20 protein-coding genes, 5 tRNA genes and 1 riboswitch are annotated in these 25,972 nt (G+C 54.1%); of the genes, 15 read left to right on the top strand and 10 right to left on the bottom strand.

Annotation, left to right across the window (positions count from 1 at the left end):
* Positions 1-109: 109 nt before the first annotated feature.
* On the bottom strand, positions 110-619 hold the full coding sequence (locus EL257_RS20355) for a 6,7-dimethyl-8-ribityllumazine synthase (RefSeq protein ID WP_126365632.1): 510 nt from the start codon (positions 617-619) through the stop codon (positions 110-112).
* Positions 620-720: 101 nt separating this feature from the next.
* Positions 721-892, bottom strand: a riboswitch (FMN riboswitch).
* Between the two features lie 270 nt (positions 893-1,162).
* Between EL257_RS20355 and ltaE the strand changes: the two genes are divergently transcribed.
* From ltaE to EL257_RS20315, 8 genes are all read left to right on the top strand, one after another.
* A complete protein-coding gene (ltaE, locus tag EL257_RS20350) occupies positions 1,163-2,167 on the top strand; it encodes a low-specificity L-threonine aldolase (RefSeq protein WP_126365630.1) in 1,005 nt (334 codons plus the stop codon).
* A 145-nt stretch (positions 2,168-2,312) separates the two neighbouring features.
* Positions 2,313-4,928, top strand: coding sequence for an alanine--tRNA ligase (gene alaS, locus EL257_RS20345; protein WP_145964615.1), 2,616 nt, complete (start codon positions 2,313-2,315; stop codon positions 4,926-4,928).
* Between the two features lie 90 nt (positions 4,929-5,018).
* Complete coding sequence (locus EL257_RS20340; RefSeq protein ID WP_016773595.1) at positions 5,019-6,260, top strand: aspartate kinase; 1,242 nt, start codon at positions 5,019-5,021, stop codon at positions 6,258-6,260.
* Between the two features lie 187 nt (positions 6,261-6,447).
* Positions 6,448-6,636: a carbon storage regulator CsrA gene (csrA, locus tag EL257_RS20335; RefSeq protein ID WP_002554426.1), complete on the top strand. Its 189-nt coding sequence runs from the start codon at positions 6,448-6,450 to the stop codon at positions 6,634-6,636.
* Between the two features lie 62 nt (positions 6,637-6,698).
* Positions 6,699-6,789, top strand: a tRNA-Ser gene (locus tag EL257_RS20330).
* 107 nt (positions 6,790-6,896) lie between these two features.
* Positions 6,897-6,973: transfer RNA gene (locus EL257_RS20325), tRNA-Arg, on the top strand.
* A 71-nt stretch (positions 6,974-7,044) separates the two neighbouring features.
* A tRNA-Arg gene (locus EL257_RS20320) sits at positions 7,045-7,121 on the top strand.
* Between the two features lie 70 nt (positions 7,122-7,191).
* A tRNA-Arg gene (locus EL257_RS20315) sits at positions 7,192-7,268 on the top strand.
* Positions 7,269-7,287: 19 nt separating this feature from the next.
* Here the strand turns inward: EL257_RS20315 and EL257_RS20310 are convergent.
* On the bottom strand, positions 7,288-7,806 hold the full coding sequence (locus EL257_RS20310) for a cell envelope protein SmpA (RefSeq protein WP_126365626.1): 519 nt from the start codon (positions 7,804-7,806) through the stop codon (positions 7,288-7,290).
* A 321-nt stretch (positions 7,807-8,127) separates the two neighbouring features.
* Here EL257_RS20310 and mgtE point away from each other — a divergent pair, with 321 nt between their 5' ends.
* Positions 8,128-9,570 (top strand): magnesium transporter, encoded by a 1,443-nt coding sequence (gene mgtE / locus EL257_RS20305; RefSeq protein WP_126365624.1) that lies wholly within the window; start codon positions 8,128-8,130, stop codon positions 9,568-9,570.
* Between the two features lie 111 nt (positions 9,571-9,681).
* Here the strand turns inward: mgtE and EL257_RS20300 are convergent, their stop codons facing one another.
* A complete protein-coding gene (locus tag EL257_RS20300; protein ID WP_003178899.1) occupies positions 9,682-10,008 on the bottom strand; it encodes an Arc family DNA-binding protein in 327 nt (108 codons plus the stop codon).
* A gap of 388 nt (positions 10,009-10,396) precedes the next feature.
* Here EL257_RS20300 and phnN point away from each other — a divergent pair, with 388 nt between their 5' ends.
* Positions 10,397-10,966, top strand: a complete 570-nt coding sequence (phnN, locus tag EL257_RS20295; RefSeq protein WP_126365622.1) for a phosphonate metabolism protein/1,5-bisphosphokinase (PRPP-forming) PhnN — start codon at positions 10,397-10,399, stop codon at positions 10,964-10,966.
* Here phnN and EL257_RS20290 read toward each other — a convergent pair.
* The gene (locus EL257_RS20290; protein WP_126365620.1) at positions 10,941-11,120 is read right to left on the bottom strand and encodes a PA3371 family protein; all 180 of its coding nucleotides are present in this window, start codon (positions 11,118-11,120) and stop codon (positions 10,941-10,943) included. The genes phnN and EL257_RS20290 overlap by 26 nt on opposite strands.
* A 20-nt stretch (positions 11,121-11,140) precedes the next feature.
* On the bottom strand, positions 11,141-11,377 hold the full coding sequence (locus EL257_RS20285) for a hypothetical protein (RefSeq protein WP_126365619.1): 237 nt from the start codon (positions 11,375-11,377) through the stop codon (positions 11,141-11,143).
* Positions 11,378-11,676: 299 nt separating this feature from the next.
* Here EL257_RS20285 and EL257_RS20280 point away from each other — a divergent pair.
* Positions 11,677-11,753, top strand: a tRNA-Arg gene (locus tag EL257_RS20280).
* A 355-nt stretch (positions 11,754-12,108) separates the two neighbouring features.
* Here EL257_RS20280 and EL257_RS20275 read toward each other — a convergent pair.
* On the bottom strand, positions 12,109-12,492 hold the full coding sequence (locus tag EL257_RS20275; RefSeq protein ID WP_126365617.1) for a DUF2513 domain-containing protein: 384 nt from the start codon (positions 12,490-12,492) through the stop codon (positions 12,109-12,111).
* A gap of 188 nt (positions 12,493-12,680) precedes the next feature.
* On the opposite strand from EL257_RS20275, the gene EL257_RS20270 reads away from it, so the two are divergent.
* The 3 genes from EL257_RS20270 (at position 12,681) to EL257_RS20260 (ending at position 18,914) form a co-directional block, all read left to right on the top strand.
* Entirely contained in the window at positions 12,681-14,411 is a 1,731-nt protein-coding gene (locus tag EL257_RS20270; RefSeq protein WP_126365615.1) for a type I restriction-modification system subunit M, read from the top strand.
* Entirely contained in the window at positions 14,401-15,669 is a 1,269-nt protein-coding gene (locus tag EL257_RS20265; RefSeq protein WP_126365613.1) for a restriction endonuclease subunit S, read from the top strand. Before EL257_RS20270 ends, EL257_RS20265 begins: the two co-directional genes overlap by 11 nt.
* A 122-nt stretch (positions 15,670-15,791) precedes the next feature.
* On the top strand, positions 15,792-18,914 hold the full coding sequence (locus EL257_RS20260; RefSeq protein ID WP_126365611.1) for a type I restriction endonuclease subunit R: 3,123 nt from the start codon (positions 15,792-15,794) through the stop codon (positions 18,912-18,914).
* Between the two features lie 198 nt (positions 18,915-19,112).
* On the opposite strand, the gene EL257_RS20255 is transcribed toward EL257_RS20260, so the two are convergent.
* Positions 19,113-19,682: a recombinase family protein gene (locus tag EL257_RS20255; RefSeq protein ID WP_126365608.1), complete on the bottom strand. Its 570-nt coding sequence runs from the start codon at positions 19,680-19,682 to the stop codon at positions 19,113-19,115.
* Between the two features lie 339 nt (positions 19,683-20,021).
* Here EL257_RS20255 and EL257_RS20250 point away from each other — a divergent pair, with 339 nt between their 5' ends.
* Positions 20,022-21,899 (top strand): replication endonuclease, encoded by a 1,878-nt coding sequence (locus EL257_RS20250; protein WP_126365606.1) that lies wholly within the window; start codon positions 20,022-20,024, stop codon positions 21,897-21,899.
* A 211-nt stretch (positions 21,900-22,110) separates the two neighbouring features.
* On the opposite strand, the gene EL257_RS20245 is transcribed toward EL257_RS20250, so the two are convergent.
* The 3 genes from EL257_RS20245 to EL257_RS20235 form a co-directional block, all read right to left on the bottom strand.
* Positions 22,111-23,334 (bottom strand): hypothetical protein, encoded by a 1,224-nt coding sequence (locus tag EL257_RS20245; RefSeq protein ID WP_126365604.1) that lies wholly within the window; start codon positions 23,332-23,334, stop codon positions 22,111-22,113.
* Positions 23,335-23,752: 418 nt separating this feature from the next.
* A complete protein-coding gene (locus tag EL257_RS28120) occupies positions 23,753-23,860 on the bottom strand; it encodes a hypothetical protein (protein WP_232013120.1) in 108 nt (35 codons plus the stop codon).
* Between the two features lie 239 nt (positions 23,861-24,099).
* Entirely contained in the window at positions 24,100-25,299 is a 1,200-nt protein-coding gene (locus EL257_RS20235) for a site-specific integrase (protein ID WP_172604509.1), read from the bottom strand.
* Positions 25,300-25,972 lie beyond the last annotated feature (673 nt).

Genomic DNA, 25,972 nt, shown 5'->3' with positions numbered 1-25,972 from the left:
TTTTGATCTTGTTTTTTAAAAGATCAAAAGATCGCAGCCTCGTTCCACTCGACAACTCCTACAGGTGATGATCGTTCCCGAGCGATGCGTGGGAACGATCGTTCGGGGCTTAGACCGCTACAGCATGCGGCTCAGTACGACGCAGTGCGCGAACTTTGCGCAGGGTGTCGGCGCAAGTCTTCGCCGCTTCCTGACCCTTGTGCACGAAGTGTTCGAAGAAGAACTTCTGGTGTTCTTCGCCAGCATGGAAGTGATGCGGCGTCAGCGACACCGAGAACACCGGCACTTCGGTTTCCAGCTGCACTTGCATAAGGCCGCTGACCACCGATTGCGCGACGAACTCGTGACGGTAAATGCCCCCGTCGACGACCAGAGCTGCCGCGACGATGCCGGCATACCGGCCGGTCTTGGCCAGCAACTTGGCGTGCAGGGGCATTTCGAAGGCGCCGCCGACTTCAAAGACGTCGATGTCCGATTCCTGATAACCCTGGGCAAGCATTTCGGCGATGAACCCTTTGCGGCTCTGGTCGACGATTTCCTTGTGCCAGCAGGCCTGGATGAACGCAACGCGCTCGCCATGAGGGTGTTTGGTTTTGCTGTCGAAAGCGGTGGGTTGCATGTTCTGACTCCTGTTTGTGTGAAAAACAGGGCGTTATGAATCGAAAGGGATTCAAGGGTGCGCACACGCACAACATCGCGCGGACGGCCCTTTGGCGTTAATCCCGTTCTCTCTTCATCCGGACTATGACCGTCGGCCCCGGAATCACACCGGGTCTGCTGACCTTGCCGCCGTTCACAACAAAAGCCGTGTCCGTCGCCAAGCGCTCGCGGGCTATACGCATTGCGCGCAATTACCGCCGGTGGGGAATTACACCCCGCCCTGAGAACGTTTGTGCCGCCCTCTGGTGGGCGGCGGGAAGTTTGTAACATATTTTCCAGCCTTGCACACAACCCGTGGGAGCGAGCCTGCTCGCGAAAGCGGAGTAACAGTCGGCATCTGCGTTGAATGTGAAACGGCTTTCGCGAGCAGGTACGCTCCCACAGGGATGGCGCTTTTTCAGCGAGACGGTGATTTTTCCTTATTCAAGGCTTGATTAATCCGCGCCATGACCGCAGTAATCCCTCTTCACAAAAGTTCCCTCTACTACCAGAGGCCAGGCTCATGAGCGTTATCGATCTTCGCAGCGACACCGTCACCCAACCGACTGCCGCCATGCTTGATGCAATGACCGCGGCAGACACCGGTGACGATGTCTACGGCGAAGACCCGACGGTCAATCGCCTTGAGGCTGAACTGGCCAAGCGCCTGGGTTTTGCCGCCGCGCTGTTCGTGCCGACCGGCACCATGAGCAATCTGTTGGGGCTAATGGCGCATTGCGAGCGTGGCGATGAATACATCGTGGGTCAGCAGGCACACACCTACAAATACGAGGGCGGTGGTGCGGCGGTGCTGGGCTCGATTCAGCCGCAGCCGCTTGAAGTGCAGGCGGACGGTTCGCTGGATCTGGATCAGGTTGCGGCGGCGATTAAACCTGACGACTTCCATTTCGCCCGGACTCGCCTGCTGGCCCTGGAAAACACCATGCAGGGCAAGGTGCTGCCGCTGGAGTATCTGGCGCGGGCGCGCAAATTCACTCAAGACCACGGCCTTCAACTGCATCTCGATGGCGCGCGTCTTTACAACGCGGCGGTCAAGCTCGGCGTAGATGCGCGGGAAATCACCCAGCACTTCGATTCGGTCTCGGTGTGCCTGTCCAAAGGTCTTGGCGCCCCGGTCGGTTCGGTGCTGTGCGGCTCCGGACAGTTGATCGGCAAGGCGCGCCGATTGCGCAAAATGGTTGGCGGCGGCATGCGTCAGGCCGGGCTGCTGGCAGCGGCGGGCCTGTATGCGCTGGAGCACAACGTCGAGCGCCTGGCTGACGATCACGCCAATGCGCAGTTGCTGGCCGACGGTCTGCGCGAAGGCGGTTTCGTCGTCGAGCCCGTGCAAACCAACATGGTTTATGTGCAAATGGGCGACAAAGCCGAAGCGCTCAAGGCCTTTGCTGCCGAACGCGGGATCAAGTTGAGCGCCGCTGCGCGTCTGCGCATGGTCACGCACATGGACGTAAGTCGTGCGCAAATCGAGCAAGTGATCGCGACATTCGTCGAGTTTTCACGCAAGTGACAGCGTTAGCCGTCCAATTGACCGTTTCTATCGTATAAACACGCTGTACCGCGCGCGCTGGGCCGATATAATGCGGCCCTTTGCCGTCGCTTCGTCTATTGACGTTTCGAACAGGCCTTTGGCCGCAGCCTCCGTGGAAGAACCTATGAAAAGCGCAGAAATCCGTGAAGCCTTCCTTCGCTTCTTCGAAGAGCAAGGCCACACCCGTGTAGCCTCCAGCTCTTTGATTCCTGGCAACGACCCAACCCTGCTGTTCACTAACGCGGGGATGAACCAGTTCAAGGACTGCTTCCTGGGCCAGGAAAAACGTGCATACACCCGTGCGACCAGCAGCCAGAAATGCGTGCGTGCCGGTGGCAAGAACAGCGATCTGGAAAACGTCGGTTATACCGCGCGTCACCACACGTTCTTCGAAATGCTCGGTAACTTCAGCTTCGGCGACTATTTCAAGCACGACGCAATCACCTTCGCCTGGACCTTCCTCACCGGCGTGTTGAAACTGCCGAAGGAAAAACTCTGGGTCACTGTCTACGCCACCGACGACGAAGCGTATGACATCTGGACACAAAAAATCGGTGTGCCGGCCGAGCGTATGATTCGCATCGGCGACAACAAAGGCGCGCCATACGCCTCCGACAACTTCTGGACCATGGGCGACACCGGCCCGTGCGGCCCGTGCACCGAGATTTTCTACGATCACGGCGAGCACATCTGGGGTGGCCCACCGGGTTCGCCGGAAGAAGACGGCGATCGCTACATCGAGATCTGGAACAACGTATTCATGCAGTTCAACCGCACCGCCGATGGCGTGTTGCATCCGTTGCCAGCGCCGTCGGTTGACACCGGCATGGGCCTGGAGCGGATCAGTGCGGTGATGCAACACGTCAATTCGAACTACGACATCGACCTGTTCAAGAACCTGCTGAAGGCTTCGGCCGAAGCGATCGGCTGTGAAAACGGCGATCAGTCTTCGCTAAAAGTAGTGTCTGACCACATTCGTTCGTGCGGTTTCCTGATCGCCGACGGCGTGCTGCCGTCCAACGAAGGTCGCGGTTACGTGCTGCGCCGGATCATTCGTCGCGCCTGTCGTCACGGCAACAAGCTCGGCGCTACCGGCAGCTTCTTCTACAAGATCGTCGCGGCGCTGGTCGCCGAGATGGGCGAAGCGTTCCCTGAGCTGAAGAAACAGCAAAGCAACATCGAGCGCGTGCTCAAGGCCGAAGAAGAACAGTTCTCCAAAACCCTGGAGCACGGCCTGAAAATCCTCGAGCAGGATCTGCTGGAACTCAAAGGCACTGTGGTGCCGGGCGATGTGGTGTTCAAACTTTACGACACCTACGGTTTCCCGATGGACCTGACCGCCGACATCGCGCGCGAGCGCGGTCTGACTGTCGACGAAGCCGGTTTTGAGCGCGAGATGGAAGCCCAGCGAGTTCGCGCGCGTTCGGCCAGCTCGTTTGGCCTGGACTACAACACGCTGGTCAAGGTGGATGTTGCCACCGAGTTCACCGGTTACGCGGCCACCAGCGGTTCGGCGAAAATCGTCGCTATCTATAAGGATGGCCAGTCGGTCGACGTTCTGAATGAAGGCGAAGAGGCGGTGATCGTTCTCAATCAGACGCCGTTCTACGCCGAATCCGGTGGCCAGATTGGCGACTGCGGTTTCCTGCAGGCAGGCAGCGCCCGTTTCGATGTTCGAGACACCACCAAGACTGGCGGCGCGTTCCTGCACCACGGCGTGCTGGACTCGGGCAGCCTGACGATCGGCGCTCCGGTTGAAACTCACGTCGATGCCGACGTCCGTCACGCGACCTCGTTGAACCACTCCGCTACCCACTTGCTGCACGCTGCGTTGCGTCAGGTACTGGGCGAGCATGTGCAACAGAAAGGTTCGTTGGTGGATAGCCAGCGTCTGCGTTTCGACTTCAGCCACTTCGAAGCGATCAAACCTGAGCAGATCAAGCAACTGGAAGACATCGTCAACGCCGAGATTCGCAAGAACTCAGCCGTTGAAACCGAAGAAACCGACATCGAAACCGCGAAGAACAAAGGCGCCATGGCGCTGTTCGGCGAGAAGTACGGCGACAGCGTGCGCGTGCTGAGCATGGGCGACTTCTCAGTTGAACTGTGCGGCGGTATCCACGCCAACCGTACCGGCGACATCGGCCTGCTGAAAATCATCAGCGAAGGCGGTGTGGCCTCGGGCGTGCGTCGTATCGAGGCGGTCACTGGTGCTGCGGCGCTGGCCTATTTGAACGCGGCGGAAGAACAACTCAAGGAAGCGGCCAGCCTGGTCAAGGGCAGCCGCGACAACCTGATCGACAAGCTGTCGGCTGTGCTGGAGCGTAATCGCCAACTGGAGAAGCAGCTCGAGCAGTTGCAGGCCAAGGCTGCCAGTGCCGCGGGCGACGATCTGTCGAACTCGGCAGTGGACGTCAAGGATGTGAAGGTTCTGGCCGCACGTCTGGATGGCCAGGACGGCAAGGCGCTGCTGGCGCTGGTCGATCAGCTGAAAAACAAACTCGGCCGCGCAGTGATCCTGCTCGGCAGTGTCCATGAGGAAAAGGTCGTACTGGTTGCAGGCGTAACCAAGGACCTGACTGGCCAACTCAAAGCCGGTGATTTGATGAAGCAGGCTGCTGCGGCAGTGGGCGGGAAGGGCGGTGGTCGTCCGGACATGGCGCAGGGCGGCGGTGTCGATGCCGCGGCGCTGGATGGCGCACTCGCGCTGACCGTTCCATTCGTCGAGCAGGGTTTATAAGACAGCCTGCCGGGTTCGCAGTCTAGTGGCGGATCCGGCCGCTGTTCGAGTAATTATTGGGCGCCCTTCATGGGCAGAGGCGGCTTTGAAATGGCTTTGATCGTACAGAAATTTGGAGGCACCTCGGTCGGTACTGTCGAGAGAATCGAGCAGGTCGCCGACAAGGTTAAGAAATTCCGCGATGCCGGCGATGACCTGGTGGTTGTGCTGTCTGCAATGAGCGGCGAAACCAACCGTCTGATCGATCTGGCCAAGCAAATCAGTGGCGAGGCGCAACCGGTTCCGCGCGAGCTGGACGTGATTGTCTCCACTGGCGAACAGGTAACGATTGCGCTGTTGGCCATGGCACTCATCAAGCGCGGTGTGCCGGCGGTGTCGTACACCGGTAATCAAGTGCGGATCCTTACCGACAGTGCACACAATAAAGCGCGTATCTTGCAGATTGATGACCAGAAAATTCGTGGTGATCTGAAGGCTGGTCGCGTGGTGGTTGTTGCCGGTTTCCAGGGCGTCGACGAGCACGGCAATATCACCACTCTCGGTCGTGGCGGTTCCGATACGACTGGTGTGGCATTGGCTGCCGCGTTGAAAGCGGATGAATGCCAGATCTACACCGACGTCGATGGTGTTTACACCACCGACCCGCGCGTAGTGCCGGTTGCGCAGCGCCTGGACAAGATCACCTTTGAAGAGATGCTGGAAATGGCCAGCCTCGGTTCCAAGGTGTTGCAGATCCGTGCGGTGGAATTCGCCGGCAAGTACAACGTTCCGCTGCGCGTACTGCACAGCTTCAAGGAGGGTCCGGGCACCCTCATTACTATTGATGAAGAGGAAACCATGGAACAGCCGATCATTTCCGGCATCGCTTTCAACCGCGATGAAGCCAAGCTGACCATCCGTGGCGTGCCAGACACCCCGGGTGTGGCGTTCAAGATTCTCGGCCCGATCAGTGCCGCGAACATCGAAGTCGACATGATCGTGCAGAACGTCGCGCACGATAACACCACCGACTTCACCTTCACCGTGCACCGCAACGACTACCAGGCCGCACAGACCGTGCTGGAAAACACCGCTCGCGAGATCGGTGCCCGTGAAGTGGTTGGCGACACGAAGATTGCCAAGGTCTCGATCGTCGGCGTCGGCATGCGTTCCCACGCAGGTGTGGCCAGCCGCATGTTCGAATCCCTGGCAAAAGAAAGCATCAACATCCAGATGATCTCGACGTCGGAAATCAAGGTTTCCGTCGTGATTGAAGAGAAGTACCTGGAACTGGCCGTGCGCGCCCTGCACACGGCTTTCGAACTGGATGCGCCTGCCCGTCAAGGCGAGTAATTCCATTTCCTGAAGGGCGCGGTCTGACCGCGCCCTTTATTTTTTGAATGGCGCGAGCCCCGAACTGTTCTTTTGCTCGTGCTGGTCAATACTCAGGCATGTAGGGCTACGATCGCTCCGGTTGTAGGTCGGGTGCCTTTTTTTTGCAGACTGTTGTCCCTGAACTGAATTGCGTAAGGAGAAAGGTATGCTGATTCTGACCCGTCGATGCGCCGAGAGCCTGATTATCGGTGATGGCGAAATCACCGTGACCGTGCTCGGCGTTAAAGGAAACCAAGTGCGCATCGGTGTGAACGCGCCGAAAGAGGTTGCCGTGCACCGTGAGGAAATTTACCTGCGTATAAAGAAAGAGAAGGACGAAGAACCAAGCCATTAATTTTTATCGATTTTTATGTTTGCAAACGGGGAAAAGGTTGGTTAAGATACGCCCCGTGTTGCGGAGAGCTGGCCGAGTGGCCGAAGGCGCTCCCCTGCTAAGGGAGTACACCTCAAAAGGGTGTCGGGGGTTCGAATCCCCCGTTCTCCGCCATTATTTGCTTAGTACGTCGTAATCTGGCTTTTTCGGTAAGTTATTGAAATTACTAGAAAAAGTGGTTGGAATAGAGATTAGACGGGCTATAATGCGGCGCAACAAATGCACTCGTAGCTCAGCTGGATAGAGTACTCGGCTACGAACCGAGCGGTCACAGGTTCGAATCCTGTCGAGTGCACCATTTAAGAGTTAATTGCAGCAATGCAGATAGCTTGGTTTCATCCAGTTGTGGTCTGGGCTAAAAACACAAATGCACTCGTAGCTCAGCTGGATAGAGTACTCGGCTACGAACCGAGCGGTCACAGGTTCGAATCCTGTCGAGTGCACCATTTAAGAGTTAGTTGCATCATGCAGGTAGCTTGGCTTCATCCAGTTGTGGTCTGGGCTAAAAACACAAATGCACTCGTAGCTCAGCTGGATAGAGTACTCGGCTACGAACCGAGCGGTCACAGGTTCGAATCCTGTCGAGTGCACCAAATACCAAAAAGCCCGCGTTTATCGCGGGCTTTTTGCTGTCCGGTATTTGGCTTTTTCCTTCACGCATCCCCTCTGATCAAAATCGATTTGTGCAGTTCGTCCGCGCTTGAGGTCGTACCGATAAGTCGTGACCGACGTCCTGATATTGACCTTGTCTGGCTTGCCCAGAGCGCTCTCGACATCCTGTGCATTCATCCCGGCGATAACTCGGCGATTGATGATGGCCTCCCGTCGTTGCCTGGCAGTTATCACATTCCCGCAGACATGCTCGGCGCCGCCGATAATTCCGGGTTCTCGCCCTTGGGTTCTGATTCCTGACGTCTTTTCGTGATTGGCTTCCGGCATGATTGCGACCACAGACCCGGGCGAGTAGGGGTGAACCTCTTGCTTCGACAGGTGTTCACCGTGCGCGCAGCTCATTGATGTGAGTGTGACGCTGCCGTCGGCCGCTTCGCAACGATGCAGGGTGGTTGCTTCGGCGCTGTGCGGCAGCATCAGCAAGCACGTCAGCAGGATAGGGTTGGGTATTGATGGCATTCGACGTCCTCCATGACGATCTATGCAGAAGGATAGACGCTGCATTTTTCACCGTGGGTGTGTTTTCTTTACAGGATGAGTCGTCGCATTTGCACGGATCAGGATGGCACTCAGGTTTGTTTCGCAAGCACTTGTTTCAACCGTGATTTTTTAGCATTCAAAACCGCCAAGCGGTGTATCATTGCGCCCGTCAGCCCCGCCGGGGCTTATGGAACATATCCATGGACTTACCCAGTAGTTACTCAGTATCCCTTTTCACCAATCATGAATTAACTGATTGATCCTTCCGGCGTGCCCCGCTGCTGGGAGTGGAGTTCGCCTATGTCTGAAATCGAAGTAAAGAAAACACAGGAAAGCCTGCAGGATCGCCTGGCTCAAGTCGTTGAGCTGCTGCAGCGCCAACGGGTTGTCGAAGACCTCACTCATCGCCAGGAAGGCGCGCATCACGACCGGGTCGAAAACCTGGTTCACCGGCAGAATCTTGTCGAGTTGCAACGCAAACTCGATGATCTGCACTCCGCTGACGTCGCTTACATTCTGGAAGCCTTGCCGCTGGACGACCGTCTGACGCTCTGGCAATTGGTCAAGGCTGACCGCGACGGCGACATTCTTCTCGAAGTATCCGATTCGGTTCGTGAAACGCTGATTGCCGACATGGACGATCACGAGCTCCTGGCTGCCGCCAAGGACATGGACGCCGACGAACTTGCTGACCTGGCTTCCGAGCTGCCGCGAGATGTCGTCCATGAGCTGATGGAAAGCCTCGATAACCAGCAGCGCGAGCGCGTACGTTCGGCCTTGTCCTACGATGACGAGCAGGTCGGCGCACTGATGGACTTCGAGATGGTGACCATTCGCGAGGATGTCAGCCTCGAAGTGGTCCTGCGTTATCTGCGTCGCCTCAAAGAGCTGCCGGGTCATACCGACAAACTGTTCGTCGTCGATTACGGCGGAGTGCTCAAGGGCGTGCTGCCGATCAAGCGCCTACTGGTCAATGATCCTGAGAAACAGGTTGCCGAGGTGATGGCCAGCGATCCGGTGAGCTTCCATCCGGATGAAGATGCTTACGATGCCGCCCAGGCTTTTGAGCGTTACGACTTGATTTCAGCCCCGGTGGTCGACAAGAACGGCAAGTTGATCGGGCGTCTGACCATCGACGAGATGGTCGACCTGATTCGTGAAGAGAGCGAAACCGAAGTCCTCAACATGGCGGGTCTGCGTGAAGAGGAAGATATCTTCGCTTCAGTCTGGAAATCTCTGCGCAACCGCTGGGCGTGGCTGGCGATCAATCTGATTACTGCGTTTATCGCATCGCGGGTGATCGGTCTGTTCGAAGGCTCGATCGAGAAGTTGGTAGCGCTCGCCGCACTCATGCCGATCGTGGCAGGTATCGGCGGTAACTCTGGCAACCAGACGATTACCATGATCGTTCGCGCCATGGCGCTGGATCAGGTCAGCACTGGCAATACGTCGCGCCTGATGCGCAAGGAGCTGGCGGTCGGGTTGATCAATGGCTTGGTCTGGGGTGGCGTGATTGGTGTGGTTGCCTATCTGCTCTATGGCAGCTGGTCGCTAGGTGTGGTGATGACAGCGGCGATGACGCTCAATTTGCTTCTTGCTGCCTTGATGGGTGTGCTGATTCCAATGACTCTGGCGAAAATGGGTCGCGATCCGGCCATGGGTGCGAGTGTGATGATCACCGCCATGACCGACAGTGGCGGCTTTTTCATCTTCCTCGGGTTGGCGACAATCTTCCTGCTTTGATTTGTTGTAGCGAAACAGCCCGCCTTCCCGGCGGGTTTTTTTTACCTGCACTGCCAAAATCCAGGCAAAAAAAAGCCAGCGGTTAAGCTGGCTTTTAATGTTTGATATGGATCAGGACGCGTCTGCTGCCATTTCGGCGTCGTGGGCAATCAAAGAGACCAGAGCGTTCTGCTGACGATGTGAAAGCTGACGGAAGCGTTGCAAAAGCTCGCGCTCATGCAGGGACAGTTCCGGGCTGTCCAGGCGCATGCTCAGCTCTTCGCCCAGTGCACCTTCCTGAATAAGACTCTGCTCAAGGCGCGCAATGATTTCGGAGTTCATGCTGCGATGATGATTGCGAGCCACCTCGGCAATGCGTTCACGCATTCCGTCTGGCAGACGTACGACGAACTTGTCAGCCGTACGGCTGGAATAAATTGCCTGTTTCAATGGGCGCATATATTTAACCGGTTAGTTCAGGGGAGCGGTTCTCGGGATTGGCCGCAGGATGTGTGGTAGGACAAGCATCCGGACCAAATGGTTCAACCTGAATTGTTAAGAGGCCCGCATCATGCCTCAAAATTGCCAGATCATTGGCGTCAATTCTGTGACAAATATTGAGCCGGGTAAAGGCGTAATGCCAGCACCAATTATCAGAAATGCGGACTGGTTAGAAAACTTCGTCCACTCCGGCGTCACCATTCTTTTCCTGAAACACGGCAGCACGTGCCCGAGGGCGCGATAACGTGCATGCTGTGCCGCTTTCCACACTTGTTCCTTACCTATACAGGATAGTGGCAAATTGCCGATTTGCTAGCGCCGGGCATGTGCCTGAGGGGTTTTCAGGATGGATGGCAGGGTTATTTATCTGATGGGGCCGTCGGGTTCCGGCAACGACAGCCTGATTGCCGCCGCCCGCCTCGCATTAGTGGCGAGCGGTTGCGAAATCGTCCAGCGAGTCATCACTCGATCGGCAGAGTCGGTGGGGGAGGATGCCAAGGGTGTGTCACTCGACCAGTTCGAGCGCCTTGAACGTGCCGGCGAATTTGCCTTGGCTTGGCAGGCCAACGGATTGTCCTACGGGATACCGATAGCAATTGACCAGTGGTTGCGGGGCGGGCGAGATGTTCTCGTCAATGGCTCGCGTGCCAATTTGCGCCAGGCGCTTGAGCGTTACCCAACGCTATTGCCAATTCTTCTAACGGTTAGAGATGACGTGTTGCGTGAGCGACTGATCAAGCGCGGCAGAGAAACCCTTGAGCAGATCGACGCCCGGATCGCTCGCAATGCATTGTTCCAGGACAGGCGATCCAGTGACGCAACGGTTCACGTGATCGATAACTCCGGTGAGCTGTCTCATGCTGTCCAGGAGCTACTCGCGCTGATTCAGCTTACCGGAGCAACGGATCGAACTTGATCTTGCGCCCGGCCATAAGCGCCAGCAGGAATAAAGTCGCGAATACGCCGGACGCAATCAGCGGCGGCGTAATCTCGGTTTCTGGGAACAGCGAAAAATGGATGGCGCCACTCAGTAGGGCAAGGATCAGGAATCCTGCTGCGGACTTGGACATGCTGTACTCCAGAAGATAATTCAAAAAACAAAGCGCTCGGTTACTGGGCTCGGACCGAGTTCGGGTTCGCTGACCATCTGAGTAGCAGCGGCATCGCTCTTCTCACTTAATACGGCCCATTGGGGTGCTTTTTGCACCTGAAGATAATGCGGCATGCGCTGAGCAACAGGCGCCGACGCAGTGTCCTGGTCGTGAAACTGAAAACCCGCCAATACAACTAAAGCAATTGCGTTTGCAAGCAAGAGGGCGCGGTTCATGGCTGGTGCTCCGATTGTACTTTTATAAGCACAAGCCAAGCAGTCGCCATGCCAACAGTTTATCTGTTGTTAAGTCCTTTAAAAACAAGCATTTGGGTGACTTTTTGGCTTTCGGCTGATTGCAATCTGCAATGATCGGTTTTCAGCGGGATTGCAAAATGCACGGTAAAACTTCCCGCAGCGCGGTGGGATACCTGCCTACACTTAAATAGACCTGCGGACGACATGACAAATTGGGGCACGCCCGTTAACATGCTCGCCGTCCGTCGTGCGGCATTCCTTGCCTACGACAACCGTGTGTCTCAGTAGCTCAATTGGATAGAGCATCCCCCTCCTAAGGGGAAGGTTGGCCGTTCGAACCGGCCCTGGGACACCATATTAATAAGGCATCTTAGGTCGTCTAAGTTGCTAAGCAGCGTTATGAAGGGGGCAATAAGGGGGCAAAATGCATTCCCTGTTGCTTGCCGGGCTGTGTGTGTTACAGGCCAGAATCGGCTTCGGCCCAAGTGAACTCTTTTAGCTTTCGCAGCAGATACACCTGCACGGGGTCACCGATAGGGGTCGCTCTCAGTCTGCTAAACCTCCTACCTGGCACCATGTAAAACTCTTGTGTAGCTGTGGCGTAACTCACGCGTGTATTCGGGTTGCGGATATTGGCCGTTCCTGCTCGTTCGCCGGCTTGACTTACCAGCACTGCTACCTGAATCGACCAGCGCAGAGCGCGACCCGATTCATAGCAGTTCGATCCCCAGTTTTTCCTTCAAGACTTCCTTGCCGTAGGCCTTTCCTAGCTCCAGCAAAACGCCGAGACCTGCGACCCCCGCCTTTTCGGCGCCGGCTTTAGTACGCCGCCAGACCTCGCCATCCCGGATGGTGTCGAGAAACTCATGTCCTTTGTAGGTCAGCCGCTTGGCTTGCCAGACGGGGAAGATGTCTGACAGAAATGAAGCATCATTGCCTATAAGGAATCCTGCTTCGTGCAGCAACATCACATGGTAGGAGACGTCTTGAGGTTTCTGATTATCGAGCGCAAGGATGATGCCTTCCTCAGGACTGTGGTCACTGGCTTCGACTGCCAGCAGGATCTCGCGCACCAGGTCTTTGTCGAGCAGCATCAAGGATTCCCTTAGCTATGTATGAGAAAGGACATTATCAGATATAAAAATTTAACGATTATGGCTTTCCGGGGCATCTCATCGACTGACGCCATGGGCACGGCTCGCTATCATGGCGCCATCTATGCCCGAACGGCTGTTGGGTTCATTTGACGGATAGCGCGTCGCTTAAATTTCAGGAACTTTCCATGACGGATCAAAAGACAGCTGACCAGGTGTCCAGCCTCGCTGAACAGGCACTCATTCAAGCGCGTGCGCGTTTTGGATCAAATGACATCATTTCAGACGCTGAGCCAGAGCCGCTGAAAAAGAAGCAGGGCCGCAAAGCGGCCGTCAGCAGTACGAGCAGCACCCTGCAGGATCTGGAAAAAACCTTGTGGGCCACTGCCGATAAACTGCGCGCCAATATGGACGCCGCCGAGTACAAGCACATCGTGCTTGGCCTGATTTTTCTCAAGTACATCTCTGACAGCTTCTCCGGACGTCGCTCCGACCTGGAGCGTCGCTTCGCCGATGCCAGCGATGACTATTACCTGGGCACTGACGACCCCGAACTCTTGGCCGAAGAGCTGGAAGAGCGCGACTACTACAAAGAAGTGAATGTGTTTTGGGTGCCGGAAGCGGCGCGCTGGGAGTCCATCCGGGCCAACGCCAAGCAGGTCGACATCGGTAAACGCATCGATGAGGCCTTGGCCGCGATTGAATCAGAAAACCCGTCGCTGAAAAACATCCTTGATAAACGCTATGCCCGCGCCCAGCTACCGGATGGCAAACTCGGTGAACTGGTCGATCTGATTTCTGTTATCGGTTTTGGTGGCGATGCTCACCAAGCTCGCGATTTGCTTGGCCAGGTCTATGAATACTTCCTCGGCCAGTTTGCCAGTGCGGAAGGCAAGCGCGGCGGGCAGTTCTACACCCCAGCTAGCATCGTCAAGACCCTGGTGGCCGTGCTTAACCCACATCAGGGCAAGGTCTATGATCCATGCTGTGGCTCGGGCGGCATGTTTGTGCAGTCGGAAAAATTCATCGAAGCCCACGGTGGCAAGCTGGGGGATGTCTCGATTTACGGTCAGGAATCCAACCCGACCACCTGGCGCCTCGCCGCCATGAACCTGGCTATTCGGGGCATTGATTTCAATCTCGGCAAGGAACCAGCCGACAGCTTTGTGCGCAACCAGCATAGAGACCTGCGGGCCGACTTTGTTCTGGCCAACCCGCCGTTCAACGTCAGCGACTGGTGGCATGGCAGCCTGGAAGGTGATCCGCGATGGGTATACGGCACACCGCCGCAAGGCAACGCCAACTACGCCTGGCTGCAACTCATGCTGTTCCACCTCAAGTCCAGTGGTCGCGCCGGCATAGTCCTAGCCAACGGTTCTATGAGCTCTAGCCAGAACGGTGAAGGCGACATCCGCCGTGCCATGGTCGAAGCCGACGTGGTCGAGGTGATGGTCGCGCTGCCCGGCCAACTATTTTTCAACACGCAGATTTCCGCGTGCCTTTGGTTTTTGACCAAGCAGAAGAGCAAACGCCCGGGCGAGGTATTGTTTATTGATGCGCGCAAGCTGGGCACCAACATCAGTCGAGTGCAGATCGAGCTACTCGATAGCGACATCGAGCGCATTGCGCAAACCGTGGCCAACTGGCGCGGCGCGCCACTGGAGGTCGGCGGTGAGATTGCTGAATATGTTGATATTCCAGGCTTCTGCCGCAGCGTGACCCTCGCCGAAATCGCCGAGCACGGCCATGTGCTTACCCCAGGACGCTATGTCGGAGCCGAGGCCGTTGAGGACGACGACGAGGCCTTTGTCGAGAAGATGCAGAACCTCACGGCATTGCTAGGTGAACAGGTCGCCAAGGGCGCCGATCTCGATCAGTTGATTCGCCAGAAGCTGGGGGGACTGGGTTATGAGTTCTGAGTGGGAGCTTTTGACGCTAGATAAGTTAATTGTTAACTATGATACAAGGCGGAAGCCAGTGAGGGGGCCTGATCGGAGGCCAGGCCCATATCCATACTATGGTGCATCAGGCATTGTCGATTATGTGGATGGGTATATTTTTGACGGCGATTATCTGTTAATTGCTGAAGATGGCGAAAATTTGCGTACTCGCCAAACACCAATTGCTTTCATGGCATCTGGAAAATTTTGGGTAAATAACCATGCCCATATCGTGACCGGTAACGAGAGAGCGAACACGCGTTTCTTGCAGTATTCCTTGCAGGCTACTGACATCAGTGGCTATCTCACCGGCGCCGTGATGCCGAAACTGACCCAAGGGAACATGAATAAAATCGAGCTGAAGTGCCCACCATTGCATGTTCAGGAAGATATTGTTGGCATTCTTGGTTCTCTTGATGACCGCATCACCCAGCTCCGCGAAACCAACGCTACCCTGGAAGCCATTACGCAGACGCTATTCAAATCCTGGTTTGTCGATTTCGAGCCGGTGCGAGCCAAGGCGGAACGGCTTGTGCCGGATGGTCTAGACGCGGCCACTGCCGCGCTGTTTCCGGATAGTTTTGAAGAGTCCGAGCTGGGGTTGATACCTAATGGGTGGCGGGGTGCTTCTTTAGCCGACTTAGCTGATTTTCAGAATGGTTATGCTTTTAAGAGCAAGGACTGGGTTGCTACTGGGCATCCAGTCGTGAAAATTGGCGACGTGAAGCCTGGAATTATTGATCTCGTCGGCTGTTCATTTGTTAATTCCGAGACAACCCGTGGACTAGATCGATTTAAGCTAGAGCGCGGGAGCCTGCTGGTTGGAATGACTGGGTATGTTGGTGAGACAGGGTTGGTTCCAACGGTAAACCCTTCGGCATATCTTAATCAGCGGGTAGGGCGCTTTTCGACGGCTAATGGGTTAGCTGACCTAGGTTTTGTGTACTGTCTTGTGCGTAATCCTGCTTTCAAAATTTTTGCTGAAGCTCAGTCGCATGGCAGTGCACAGGCAAACATAAGTGGTGCGGCCTTAATTTCTTATCCTGTGGTGATACCTTCGAGCGATGTCCTGGAGCACTTTAATGGAGTCATCGCTCCAGTCCTAGAATCAATTCTGTCAAACCACGAGCAAGCACAAAACCTTGCTCAACTCCGCGATACTTTGTTGCCGCGCCTTATTTCCGGGCAGCTGCGACTGCCGGAAGCGGAGGTGATGGGTGAGGAAGATTGTGCGTAGCGAGGGAGTGCACACGCATAACCGGAAGGACGCGCCGACGGCCAACTCAGCTCAAAGACGACATACCCAAACGCGGGAGCGGGCGACGCTGGCCGGTAATTGTGCACAGGGAGTGAGATAGAATGACTGAAGATCAGTTGGAACAGGAAACCCTTGGTTGGCTAGCAGAGCTTGGCTATAGCCATTTATACGGGCCGATGATTGCCTATGACGGCGAAAGCCCTGAGCGTGACAACTACCGCCAGGTGGTCTTGCTTGAACGTCTGCGCAGTGCCATGGCCAGGCTCAATCCCCAAATACCTCTGTCGGCACGCGAAGATGCGCTCAAGCAGGTGCTCGAACTGGGTCTTCCGGCACAGCTATCAGCCAACCGCCAGTTCCATCGCCTATTGGTCGGCGGCGTACCGGTGCAGTACCAGAAAGACAGCGAAACGCGTGGTGATTTTGTCCGCCTGATTGATTGGGTCGAAATAAAAGCCAACGATTGGCTGGCCATCAATCAGTTCAGTATTGAGGGGCCAAAGCATACCCGGCGTCCAGACATCATCCTGTTCGTCAATGGCCTGCCGTTGGTGTTGCTGGAGCTGAAGAATCCAGCGGATATTAAGGCTGACCTGGGCAAAGCCTTCGACCAGATCCAGACCTACAAGGAACAGATTCCGGATCTGTTCCAATACAACGAAATCTTGGTGATCGCTGATGGCAGCGAAGCGCGCATGGGGTCATTGTCAGCTGATGCCGTACGTTTCATGAATTGGCGCACCATCGATGGCCAGGATCTCGACCCGCTGGGACAGTTCAACGAACTGGAGACCCTAGTGCGCGGTGCCTTGGCGCCGAAGGTACTGCTCGATTACCTACGCTATTTCGTATTGTTCGAGGATGACGGGCGCCTGGTGAAGAAAATTGCCGGCTATCATCAGTTTCACGCCGTGCGCGCGGCAATCCAGCAGGTGGTCAGTGCCGCGCGTCCCGGTGGCAGCCATAAGGGCGGGGTGGTCTGGCACACCCAAGGGTCGGGCAAGAGCATCACCATGACTTGTTTCGCCGCCCGGGTGATGCAGGAGAAGGCGATGGAGAACCCGACCATCGTGGTGATCACTGACCGCAACGACCTGGATGGCCAGTTGTTCGGGGTGTTCTCGCTGTCCCAGGATCTGTTGCGTGAGCAGCCCATCCAGGTGGAATCACGTGGTGATTTGCGCAACAAATTGGCCAGTCGGCCCAGTGGCGGCATCGTCTTTGCCACGATCCAGAAGTTCATGCCGGGAGTAAACGAAGACACCTTTCCGGTGCTCTCCGACCGCTCAAACATTGTGGTCATTGCTGACGAAGCCCACCGCACCCAGTATGGTTTTGGCGCAGAGCTGAAAGCCTCCGAAGGAGCCCTGCTCGGCGAGAGCCAGACCCGTTATCAGGTCGGTTATGCCCAACACCTCCGCGACGCACTACCAAACGCAACCTTCGTGGCTTTTACCGGCACCCCGGTGTCCAGCGAAGACCGCGACACCCGCTCTGTCTTCGGTGAATACATTCATGTCTATGACATGCAGCAGGCAACTGAGGATGGTGCGACCGTCGCCATCTATTATGAGTCGCGCCTAGCTAAACTGTCGTTGAAGGACAATGAGCTTCCTGCGATTGACGATCAGGTCGATGAACTGGCCGAAGACGAAGAAGACGACCAGCAGTCGCGCCTGAAAAGCCGCTGGGCCGCCTTGGAAAAAGTGGTCGGTGCAGAACCGCGTGTTCATAGCGTCGCCGCTGACCTGGTCAAGCATTTCGAGGAACGTAACCAGGGCATGGTGAGCGTGGGTCAGATGCCCGGCAAAGCCATGGTGGTAGCCATGAGTCGAGAGATTTGCGTGCATCTCTACAATGAGATTGTTGCCCTGCGTCCGGAATGGCACAACGAAGATCCGGAGAAAGGCGCGATCAAAGTAATTATGACTGGCAGCGCCTCGGACAAGGCGTTACTGCGTCCTCACATCTATCCCGGCCAGCTCAAAAAACGTCTGGAAAAGCGCTTTAAGGATCCACTCGATCCGCTCAAGCTAGTGATCGTCCGTGACATGTGGTTGACCGGTTTCGATGCGCCGTGCGTTCACACCTTGTACGTCGACAAACCCATGAAGGGCCACAACCTGATGCAGGCTATTGCCCGGGTCAACCGCGTGTTCAAGGACAAACAGGGCGGCCTAGTGGTGGACTACATCGGCATAGCCAATGAGCTAAAAGTCGCGCTCAAGGAGTACACCGGTAGCAAGGGCAGGGGCCGACCAACAGTAGACGCTCATGAAGCCTATTCTGTACTGGAGGAAAAACTCGAAGTCCTGCGTAGCCTGCTGCATGGCTTCGATTGCAGCGATTTCCTCACTGGTGGCCACAAGTTGCTGGCCGGAGCCGCCAACCATGTGTTGGGTGTGGAAGATGGCAAGAAGCGTTTTGCCGATAGCGCGCTGGCTATGAGCAAAGCCTTTACCCTGTGCTGCACCCTGGATGAAGCCAAGGCCGTTCGAGAGGAGGTTGCTTTCTTCCAAGCGATCAAGGTGATTTTGATCAAGCGTGAAGTCAGTCAGCAGAAAAAGACTGACGAAGAGCGCGAATTGGCCATCCGTCAGATCATCGGCAATGCCGTGGTCTCCGGTGAGGTGGTGGACATCTTCGAAGCGGTGGGCCTGGACAAGCCCAATATTGGCCTGCTCGACGATGCGTTTCTCGCCGAGGTGCGCAACCTACCCGAGAAGAACCTCGCGGTCGAGCTGTTGGAACGCTTACTCGAAGGCGAGATCAAGAGCCGTTACAGCACCAACTTAGCCCAGGAGAAGAAGTTCTCCGAGCTACTGGCCAATGTCATCAAACGCTACCAGAACCGCTCCATTGAAACCGCTCAGGTCATCGAAGAATTGATCGAAATGGCCAGGAAGTTCGCCGCAGCCAGTCAGCGTGGCGATGCGCTGGGCCTCAACGATGACGAAATGGCGTTCTACGATGCGTTGGCCAACAACGAGGCATCGGTGCGCGAACTGGGAGACGAGATTCTGGCCAAAATTGCCCATGAGCTGACTGCAAGCTTGCGGGCTAACGTCAGTGTCGACTGGAGCAGTCGTGAAAGTGTGCGGGCTAGACTGCGCATCCTGGTGCGGCGGATCCTGCGCAAATACAAATACCCGCCTGACCAGGCGGAAGAGGCTGCGCAACTGATCCTTAATCAAGCTGAAACTCTTTGTGAAGCATGGTTGTAGCTAGGCAGACTATTGCAATGGTAGCGATCCAAGTATCCGGCCACATGGAATCTGTCCACATCTGCATTGGTATGTGGAGCTGGGCGCGTATTTGTAGGCCACTGTTTTTGGTGAGGCACCGCCCGTTGCTTGGTTCTTCTCAATGCTAGATGGAACAAAGCGCACTCTTAGCTCGCTCATGGGGCGTTAAGCGTATGCTCAAGCCTTATTCCAATGCCGTTTGATTGTGGCAATGCCTACCCCCAGCTCAGCTGCTGCCTGGGCCTGTGTCATGTCCTTTGCTTTGGCTCGTTGAACTGCTGCTGTAGTGTTAGCAGCCTCTGGTCTACCCAGTGTTTTGCCCGCAGCCTTTGCGCGAATCAGACCTTGCTGGGTACGTTCGATCAGTAAGTCACGCTCAAACTCAGCTACAGCTCCCAGCACTTGCATGGTCATTTTGCCTGCTGCTGATGTCAGGTCTACACCGCCAAGGGCTAGGCAGTGAACACGGATGCCTGCGGCAGCCAGTTGCTCAACTGACTGCCGTACATCCATGGCGTTACGTCCTAGACGATCAAGCTTGGTAACGATCAGCACGTCTCCACTCTCCATGCGTTCCAACAGCTTCTGAAAGCCAGGACGTTCTTTAGCAGTCACACTGCCCGAGATAATTTCCTCGACCACCCGGCCTGACTGAACGTCGAAGCCAGCATTTTTGACTTCCTGCACTTGATTTTCAGTGAACTGGCCTGAGGTTGATACGCGGGCATACAGGAAAGTGCGGGACATGCGATAACTCCGTAATGGGATCACTTAACGTGGGATCATTCTATCAGGGTATCGATAAATGGAAAACCCTATTTAGATGATGCCTTTTCATGACTTAACGAACGGTGTCATTTAACGGTCGTTTTATGATACCGAGCGAACCTGTTAACCAGGTAGGTGTCCCGCTCTGAACACGACATCTACTATCGTTGACTTTCCGTCAATAGTTGTGGGCTATTGACGGAGGTAAGTAGTTAGATTTTATATATTTTCAATATCCTTTTGGCTTTGAGATAGTCAAGTTGCTGTGAAGCAAAAACTCAATCCACGCATGCACGACGCATTTGTTAGAGCGTCGTCGTGCCTGGTATCCAGCCCTCCTTCAGTTACACGGCTCCTGCATTAGAGGAGCTGAAGAGATTTCCGCCTAAAGCCGTCAGCAAGGTTGCTTCTAATATTGCCCGCCGACATTGGGTTTTCTTAGCTAGTGCTCCTGATGAGATCAAAGAATTCCATTCATTACATGCCCACGAGTATGGGGTGGGGGTAGGGGCTATCAAAAAGTCTACTACTCTGGGACGTCTCAAGCGACTAAGCAGCGAACGATTTTGGTTAACCAACCTGAACCGCATCTTGGACTCAGAAAGGGAGAAGGATGCCAGGCGGCAAGGTTTGCTAGGGTCTGTTGAGAAGGGGAAGATGTCCTACTGTTCGGATGCCACTATAGAAATCCTTAAAGCGCGTGAAAAAGAGATTGAAAAGCGCTTAGAGCTTAGCCCGCGAAAAAATCTTGCTGAGATATATAGAAACTCAACGAAAGCTACGTTTAATAAATCCTACCTTCAAGCCAAAGCTATGGATGTCATCGCCCAAAAGCATGGGATGAAGTGGGTAATCATCACCCTAACGTGCCCGCCAGAGTACCATAGTAATTCTCCATATTTTGATGGGTCAGGGTTTGATGAGGGGCAACGATACCTCCAGAAGGTACTTGGCCAGGTTGGCAAAGCAATTGGAAATGCCGGTTATAAATCTGGAAAGGATTACAGGGGCGTAAGAGTTCTGGAAGTCCACAAGGACGGTACTCCGCACTGGCATATTCTGTATTACTATAATGGGGATCTGGATAAGATAATTGAGAGGAAACTATCAAAGATCTATTCTCGAGAGCGTACACGCCCGAAGCAATATTTCAATGACCACCTGGATGAAATACTCCTGCGCGGCAAACCTGAGTCTGAGTCGTCACAGGATAGGACTACTACACCTGCTATCTCCTATCTATTCAAAAAAGTTAGCTATGCTTTCCGGTTGCAGGCTAGTGCGCAAACCGACGATGTCATTCGTCATCGCTATGCTATAAAAGCAGCCAGGGCTCGACAGATCCAAACCTTCGGAGTACAGGGTTACAGCACTAAAGTGAAAGCTCTTCGGAAGGGATACGATAAGGGATGCTTGCCCGAGAGCCTCAGTGAGTTGGCTGCGCCTCTGAAAATAGCCTCAAACGATCCTGGGCGCAAAGAGAAACAGCTTCAATCTATGGTTGCTGCGCTGGAGGGAAACCTAGATCACCTGAAATTGTTATCAGTAAATGTCATGAATAGATTTGGAGAAAGCGTATCTAAAGTCACGCATATTCAAAGCATGGTAAACCAGGAAATTACCTGTATTTACGAGGCTCCTATCCAAGTGCCGGATAACCGTAGTGGCTGGAAAGGGGGAGTTAACATTAATGATTCAAGCTTCTCATGTGGATGCGAGAAGTGTGATGAAATGCTAGCCGCTAGATGCGGCATAGCGGGTATTCAAGAGCACAGAGCTGCTGTTGAAGAATTGGAATACCGTCGAGACGCGGGGGAGTGTGTAAACCCTAGGGCTCAAAAGTCTCAGCAGGCTCAGGATTGCGAATCCTGCGACGAATCCCGGCATGCCCGCCTGCGTCCTCACCCAGGAGGGTTTGGACTAGCTTTGAGAACAGTAATAACAGCGCTTCAAGCAATTTTTCGCTTACGGTTACGCTCCGATCATACTCGTCTGAAATATTTTCTGGCGATGTGTTTCGTGCTAATCCTAGCTTCACTAGCTCATGGAAACCCAGCCAAAAATTATCAGGTACACTTCGCCGAACAATGGTCACAGCCTCACCGTCATCCTGGTACGAATTTAGGTAGTCGGAATTCTCCCACACTAACGATCTCGCACTTTGCGCCGAAACATGGTGTGCGAGATCCGCCATGAATTGTTTCTGTTCTTGTTTCAGGAGTAACGTCATTGCCAATGCCTCGTTGAGGCCACTTCGTGTGGCAAAATTAACACATCCTGCAACAGGATAATATCAGATAATTGCCGCCGACGTTCAACTGAAGAGTTCGCCTTATAGAAGCTTGCCCTCGACTGCAGTTAATAAGTTGTATGGCATTTTCAAGGTTTAAGGTTGGTCGTGCTAAAATTATATTCCGGGTTCGCACGGGGTTTCATTTGGATATACTTTCTGATGCATTTTTTTATAATCAAGTGCAATAGTCTCTTTCTCAGACTCTCGACGTCTATACATTTCAATAGTTGCATCCTTAATTCCAAGGGCGCCCTTTGCTCTATCGAGTTGTTGCTCGCTCTGTTCAAGCTTGCGCTGTGTTTCCTCCAAGGTGCATTTCAACCGCGCCATCCTCGAAAATTCAGCCTCCAAATCTCTGTACCTGGGCTTGATGAACATGAGTCTACCCAGCAGCTCCTTCGCCTTTTCTTCATACCTGACTGCTCTCGATTTCCATCTGGCGAGTGAATCCTCAGCGTTCCTTAACCTACCAACAAGCTTTTTGTTTTCTCTAGAAACACCAAGTATTAATTCCACCAGCTTTCCAGAAAAACTCTTTTGAATAAAATTATCGAGGCCTCTTGTTTCTCCTCTTTGAACGGCGATTCGCTCGATTTCGCTGACTTCGCGCGTGACCTCATGAATCATAGTTGTGGCTTGGTCTATCGTTGCCAGCCTGAGTTCCTCTGATCTCCTCAGAGCCTTCGAGATGGCTATAACCTGCGCTTGCTCCTGCTTCCAGCTGTCGCGGCTTAAACGGCGTTTGCGCGGCCCAAAACGAGCCATTCCATTTGGAATACCTACCTTGTCGCTGAATTCATCCTGAAACGCGCGCATTGCATGCTTGTATGCCACGTTTTGTTCACTTTTCCTCTTTGCCTTTAGTGCTGCAGCTGCACGCTTTCCATCGTGCAGCTGCTCGAATCTTTCGCCATGTAGTGGCACACAATAAAAATGCAGATGCGGGTGAGCTTCATCTGTATGCTCGATCACTGCTTGTAGCCTGCCCCCGTATTTTTCCTGAAGCCATGCTACGGTGTCGGCCTTAAGTTTCTCCCATGCTTCTGAACTTATTACAGACTCAGCAGACACGACGCCAGCCAGTAGGCATAAAGCGTCTCTCCTTGTTTTATGTCCCCTCAGATCGCTTATTGATGCTGCCCATTCATTGCACTTCCCTTCGATGGCTTCAAGACTACCTCCATATAAGTATATTGGTGCGCCTGGGGAGCTTATATGCGGAATGCTGCCTTCTATCCTTATTGCTTCCCTAATTATGGAAGAGACAGAGTGGTCACCCTGTTTGCCAGTCTTCGGAGTAACTCTTGAATAACTTTCGATATGTATGAACTGATACATCCTAATGCCTGCCTACTTTTTCCAAGTATGCTCATTAAGCCAAGGGTGATACAAGCTAAAGTCAAAAGCATAGTGACCGACTATGCTTCTTCCACTTGCTTCGCAAGTTCCAGAAGCGCGGCCTCCTGCGGAGGAAGATCAAGATCAACACCAGGGCGCTGCCCTGTCACCACGCGGCGCTCAAGCGGCCTCGCTGCGCGAAGGACGATTGATCCCCGCACCCGTCAAGGCCAAAACAGCCGACTGCGCCGAAGGGACGATCCCCTCGCTTGTCTGCGGATGTTATGCAGGGCTACTGCCATGGTGATGCTGGTCGTAAGTGAGCGAGCTAATCACATTGATATAGATGCAAAAAGCCCCAATTTAATGGGGCTTTAAGGGAGGATATCTAAGTTGGGCATCGTGCCTATGCTCCGTGTTACATGCTGTTGCTTTTTGCTAGCTCATTTAGCCAAGACTCCAAGTCTTTTACCAATATGAGTCTACGCTTCCCACTTTTGAAGCTCCTTAAGCTTTTCGAGTTCATGGCGTCATAGATGGCGCTCCTGCTGTGACTGGTCATTGCTGCGGCATCGTCAGGCCCGACTGCTAATTTTTGAATCGCTCCCATTGTCCGCCTATCTTTCTGTGCATCACCTGTCATGGTCGATGCTGGTGCAGGAATCCTAATCAGAGTCAGGGCGGCGCGCAATACTTCTGGTGAAAAAAAGTACCCTGGGGTCTTGACAATTTGTCAATTGTTCGGTTTTTGACCTGGTTTGTTGGTCAGAGCAGGCCGATGGCACTTGCGAGGTTATCTTTCGAAAGGTGTGCGTAACGTAGTGTCATTTTAATATCTTTGTGCCCTAGCAATTGCCTGACCGTGTTGAGAGGCACCCCGCGCATTACTAGGTTTGACGCGAAGGTATGGCGTAGATCGTGCAGCCTGAAGTCTACGATCTTTGAATCTTGAATCACCTTATTGAATGCTGATTTGACATCTGTCAAGCGGCTGCCATCGCGCCCAGGGAACACATAGTTTTCTGGTACTGGCCCGTCGTTCCAGGCTTTCAGGGTATTGTGAAGCGCGGGGTGTAGCGGAATATGTCGGCTTTTCCCGTTTTTTGTGTCTGTGGCGCTTAGATAGCCATCCGTCAAATACACATCTTTCCATTTGAGATTGAAGAGCTCGCCACGTCGTATACCCGTTTTCAGCAGAGTGATGACCATAGGCTTCAAATGATCAGCAAATGGTGCTTGGTCGAGGTCGGCCAGGAGAGGAATACCACGCTGTATTCTCCAGGCGTTTGCCGATGCTCTCTCGATTCTCAGTCTTGACTCCCTGGCGTCAAGCTGAGCATAGAGTCGAGACTCCTCGTCGGCGCTTAGGTAGCGGGGGTTCTCGTTCTCGTCAACAGTCAGGTCTCCCATTTTGGCTATGGGGCTTGCCGAGGTGAATGACCACTCGATGGCTCGAGCGAATAGGCCTTTCAGTGCAGTTGTCTTACGGTTGACCGTCGCAGGCTTATTACCTGACCGGAGCCAGCTCGTTCGCAAATCGTCAACCTGTTTATGGGTAATCTTGCTGAGCTCAATATCCATAAGATCTACGAAAGCGCTTTTTAAGGTGCTCAAATCTTTGGCGTGGTTTTTCCTGTGCTGTGTCATCCAAGCTTCATAATGCTCATCAATGAACCGCTTCAGGGTCATCTGGCCCTCATTCGGCTGACTTTTGGGGATGGTGCCGCCGTTTGCCTTCGCGATTTGGATGAGGTTAATGGCCGCATTCCGTGCGGCTTCTAGTGTGATGATGCCTACGCGACCAATCGTCTCCTTACGTTTCCTGGCGTACTCGACCATGTAGGCTTTCTTTCCAGAGGCGTACACCCGGATGAAAAAGCCAGTCGTTCTCGAGTCGTAGACTTCGTAGGTTTTTCCTCTGGTCTCAAGTGTTTTGAGGGTGGTGTTGGATAATTTGATAGCCATGCGGTGCGAGCCCTTCTGTGATTGGTCGTTTATACAGAGGGTTGATCTCGATCTCAAGGGGGCACTAAGGGGGCAAAATAATTGATTTGGCCAAACGCAACCACACATAACCGTACATTAAGTCTATGATATATAAGGATAATGGTTGAATTACGGGGTTGTGAATACCCCCTCCTAAGGGGAAGGCTGGCAGTTCGAACCTGCCCTGGGACACCATCTATTATCCAGCTCCTTCCCAATCTCTTTCTCAGCGGCTTTGATCGCCTGCGGTCGCGACATTTCTGGCGCGCGCTGCGCCTCGGCTTGCCTTGGGCCTTCAGCTTTCACAAGAATCCAATCTGATAGCTCAGCTTGGCTTATATAGAGGCTGGTTTCTTAGTAAATCGAACAGAAACGAAATTAACGGTTGACGGCAGATTCCAGATGTCTATAATTCGCCCCACTTCCGGCGCAGTCGAAACGGAAAACTCCTTGAGATTCAATGAGTTATGATGTTTTCGGCAGCAGGTTGCTTCAGTTTATCGAAGCCAAAAGGAAGTTGAAAAAGAGGTATTGACAGCAGCGTGTAACGCTGTAGAATTCGCCTCCCGCTGACGAGAGATCGGAAGCGCAAGTGGTTGAAGTTGTTGAAGAATTCTTCGAAAACTTCCGAAAATAATCACTTGACAGCAAA

It is taken from the genome of Pseudomonas fluorescens, from assembly GCF_900636825.1.
GTDB classification, from domain to species: domain Bacteria; phylum Pseudomonadota; class Gammaproteobacteria; order Pseudomonadales; family Pseudomonadaceae; genus Aquipseudomonas; species Aquipseudomonas fluorescens_BG.
Note: the sequence above shows the minus strand (reverse complement) of the source record. Positions and strands in the feature narration are given on the sequence as shown.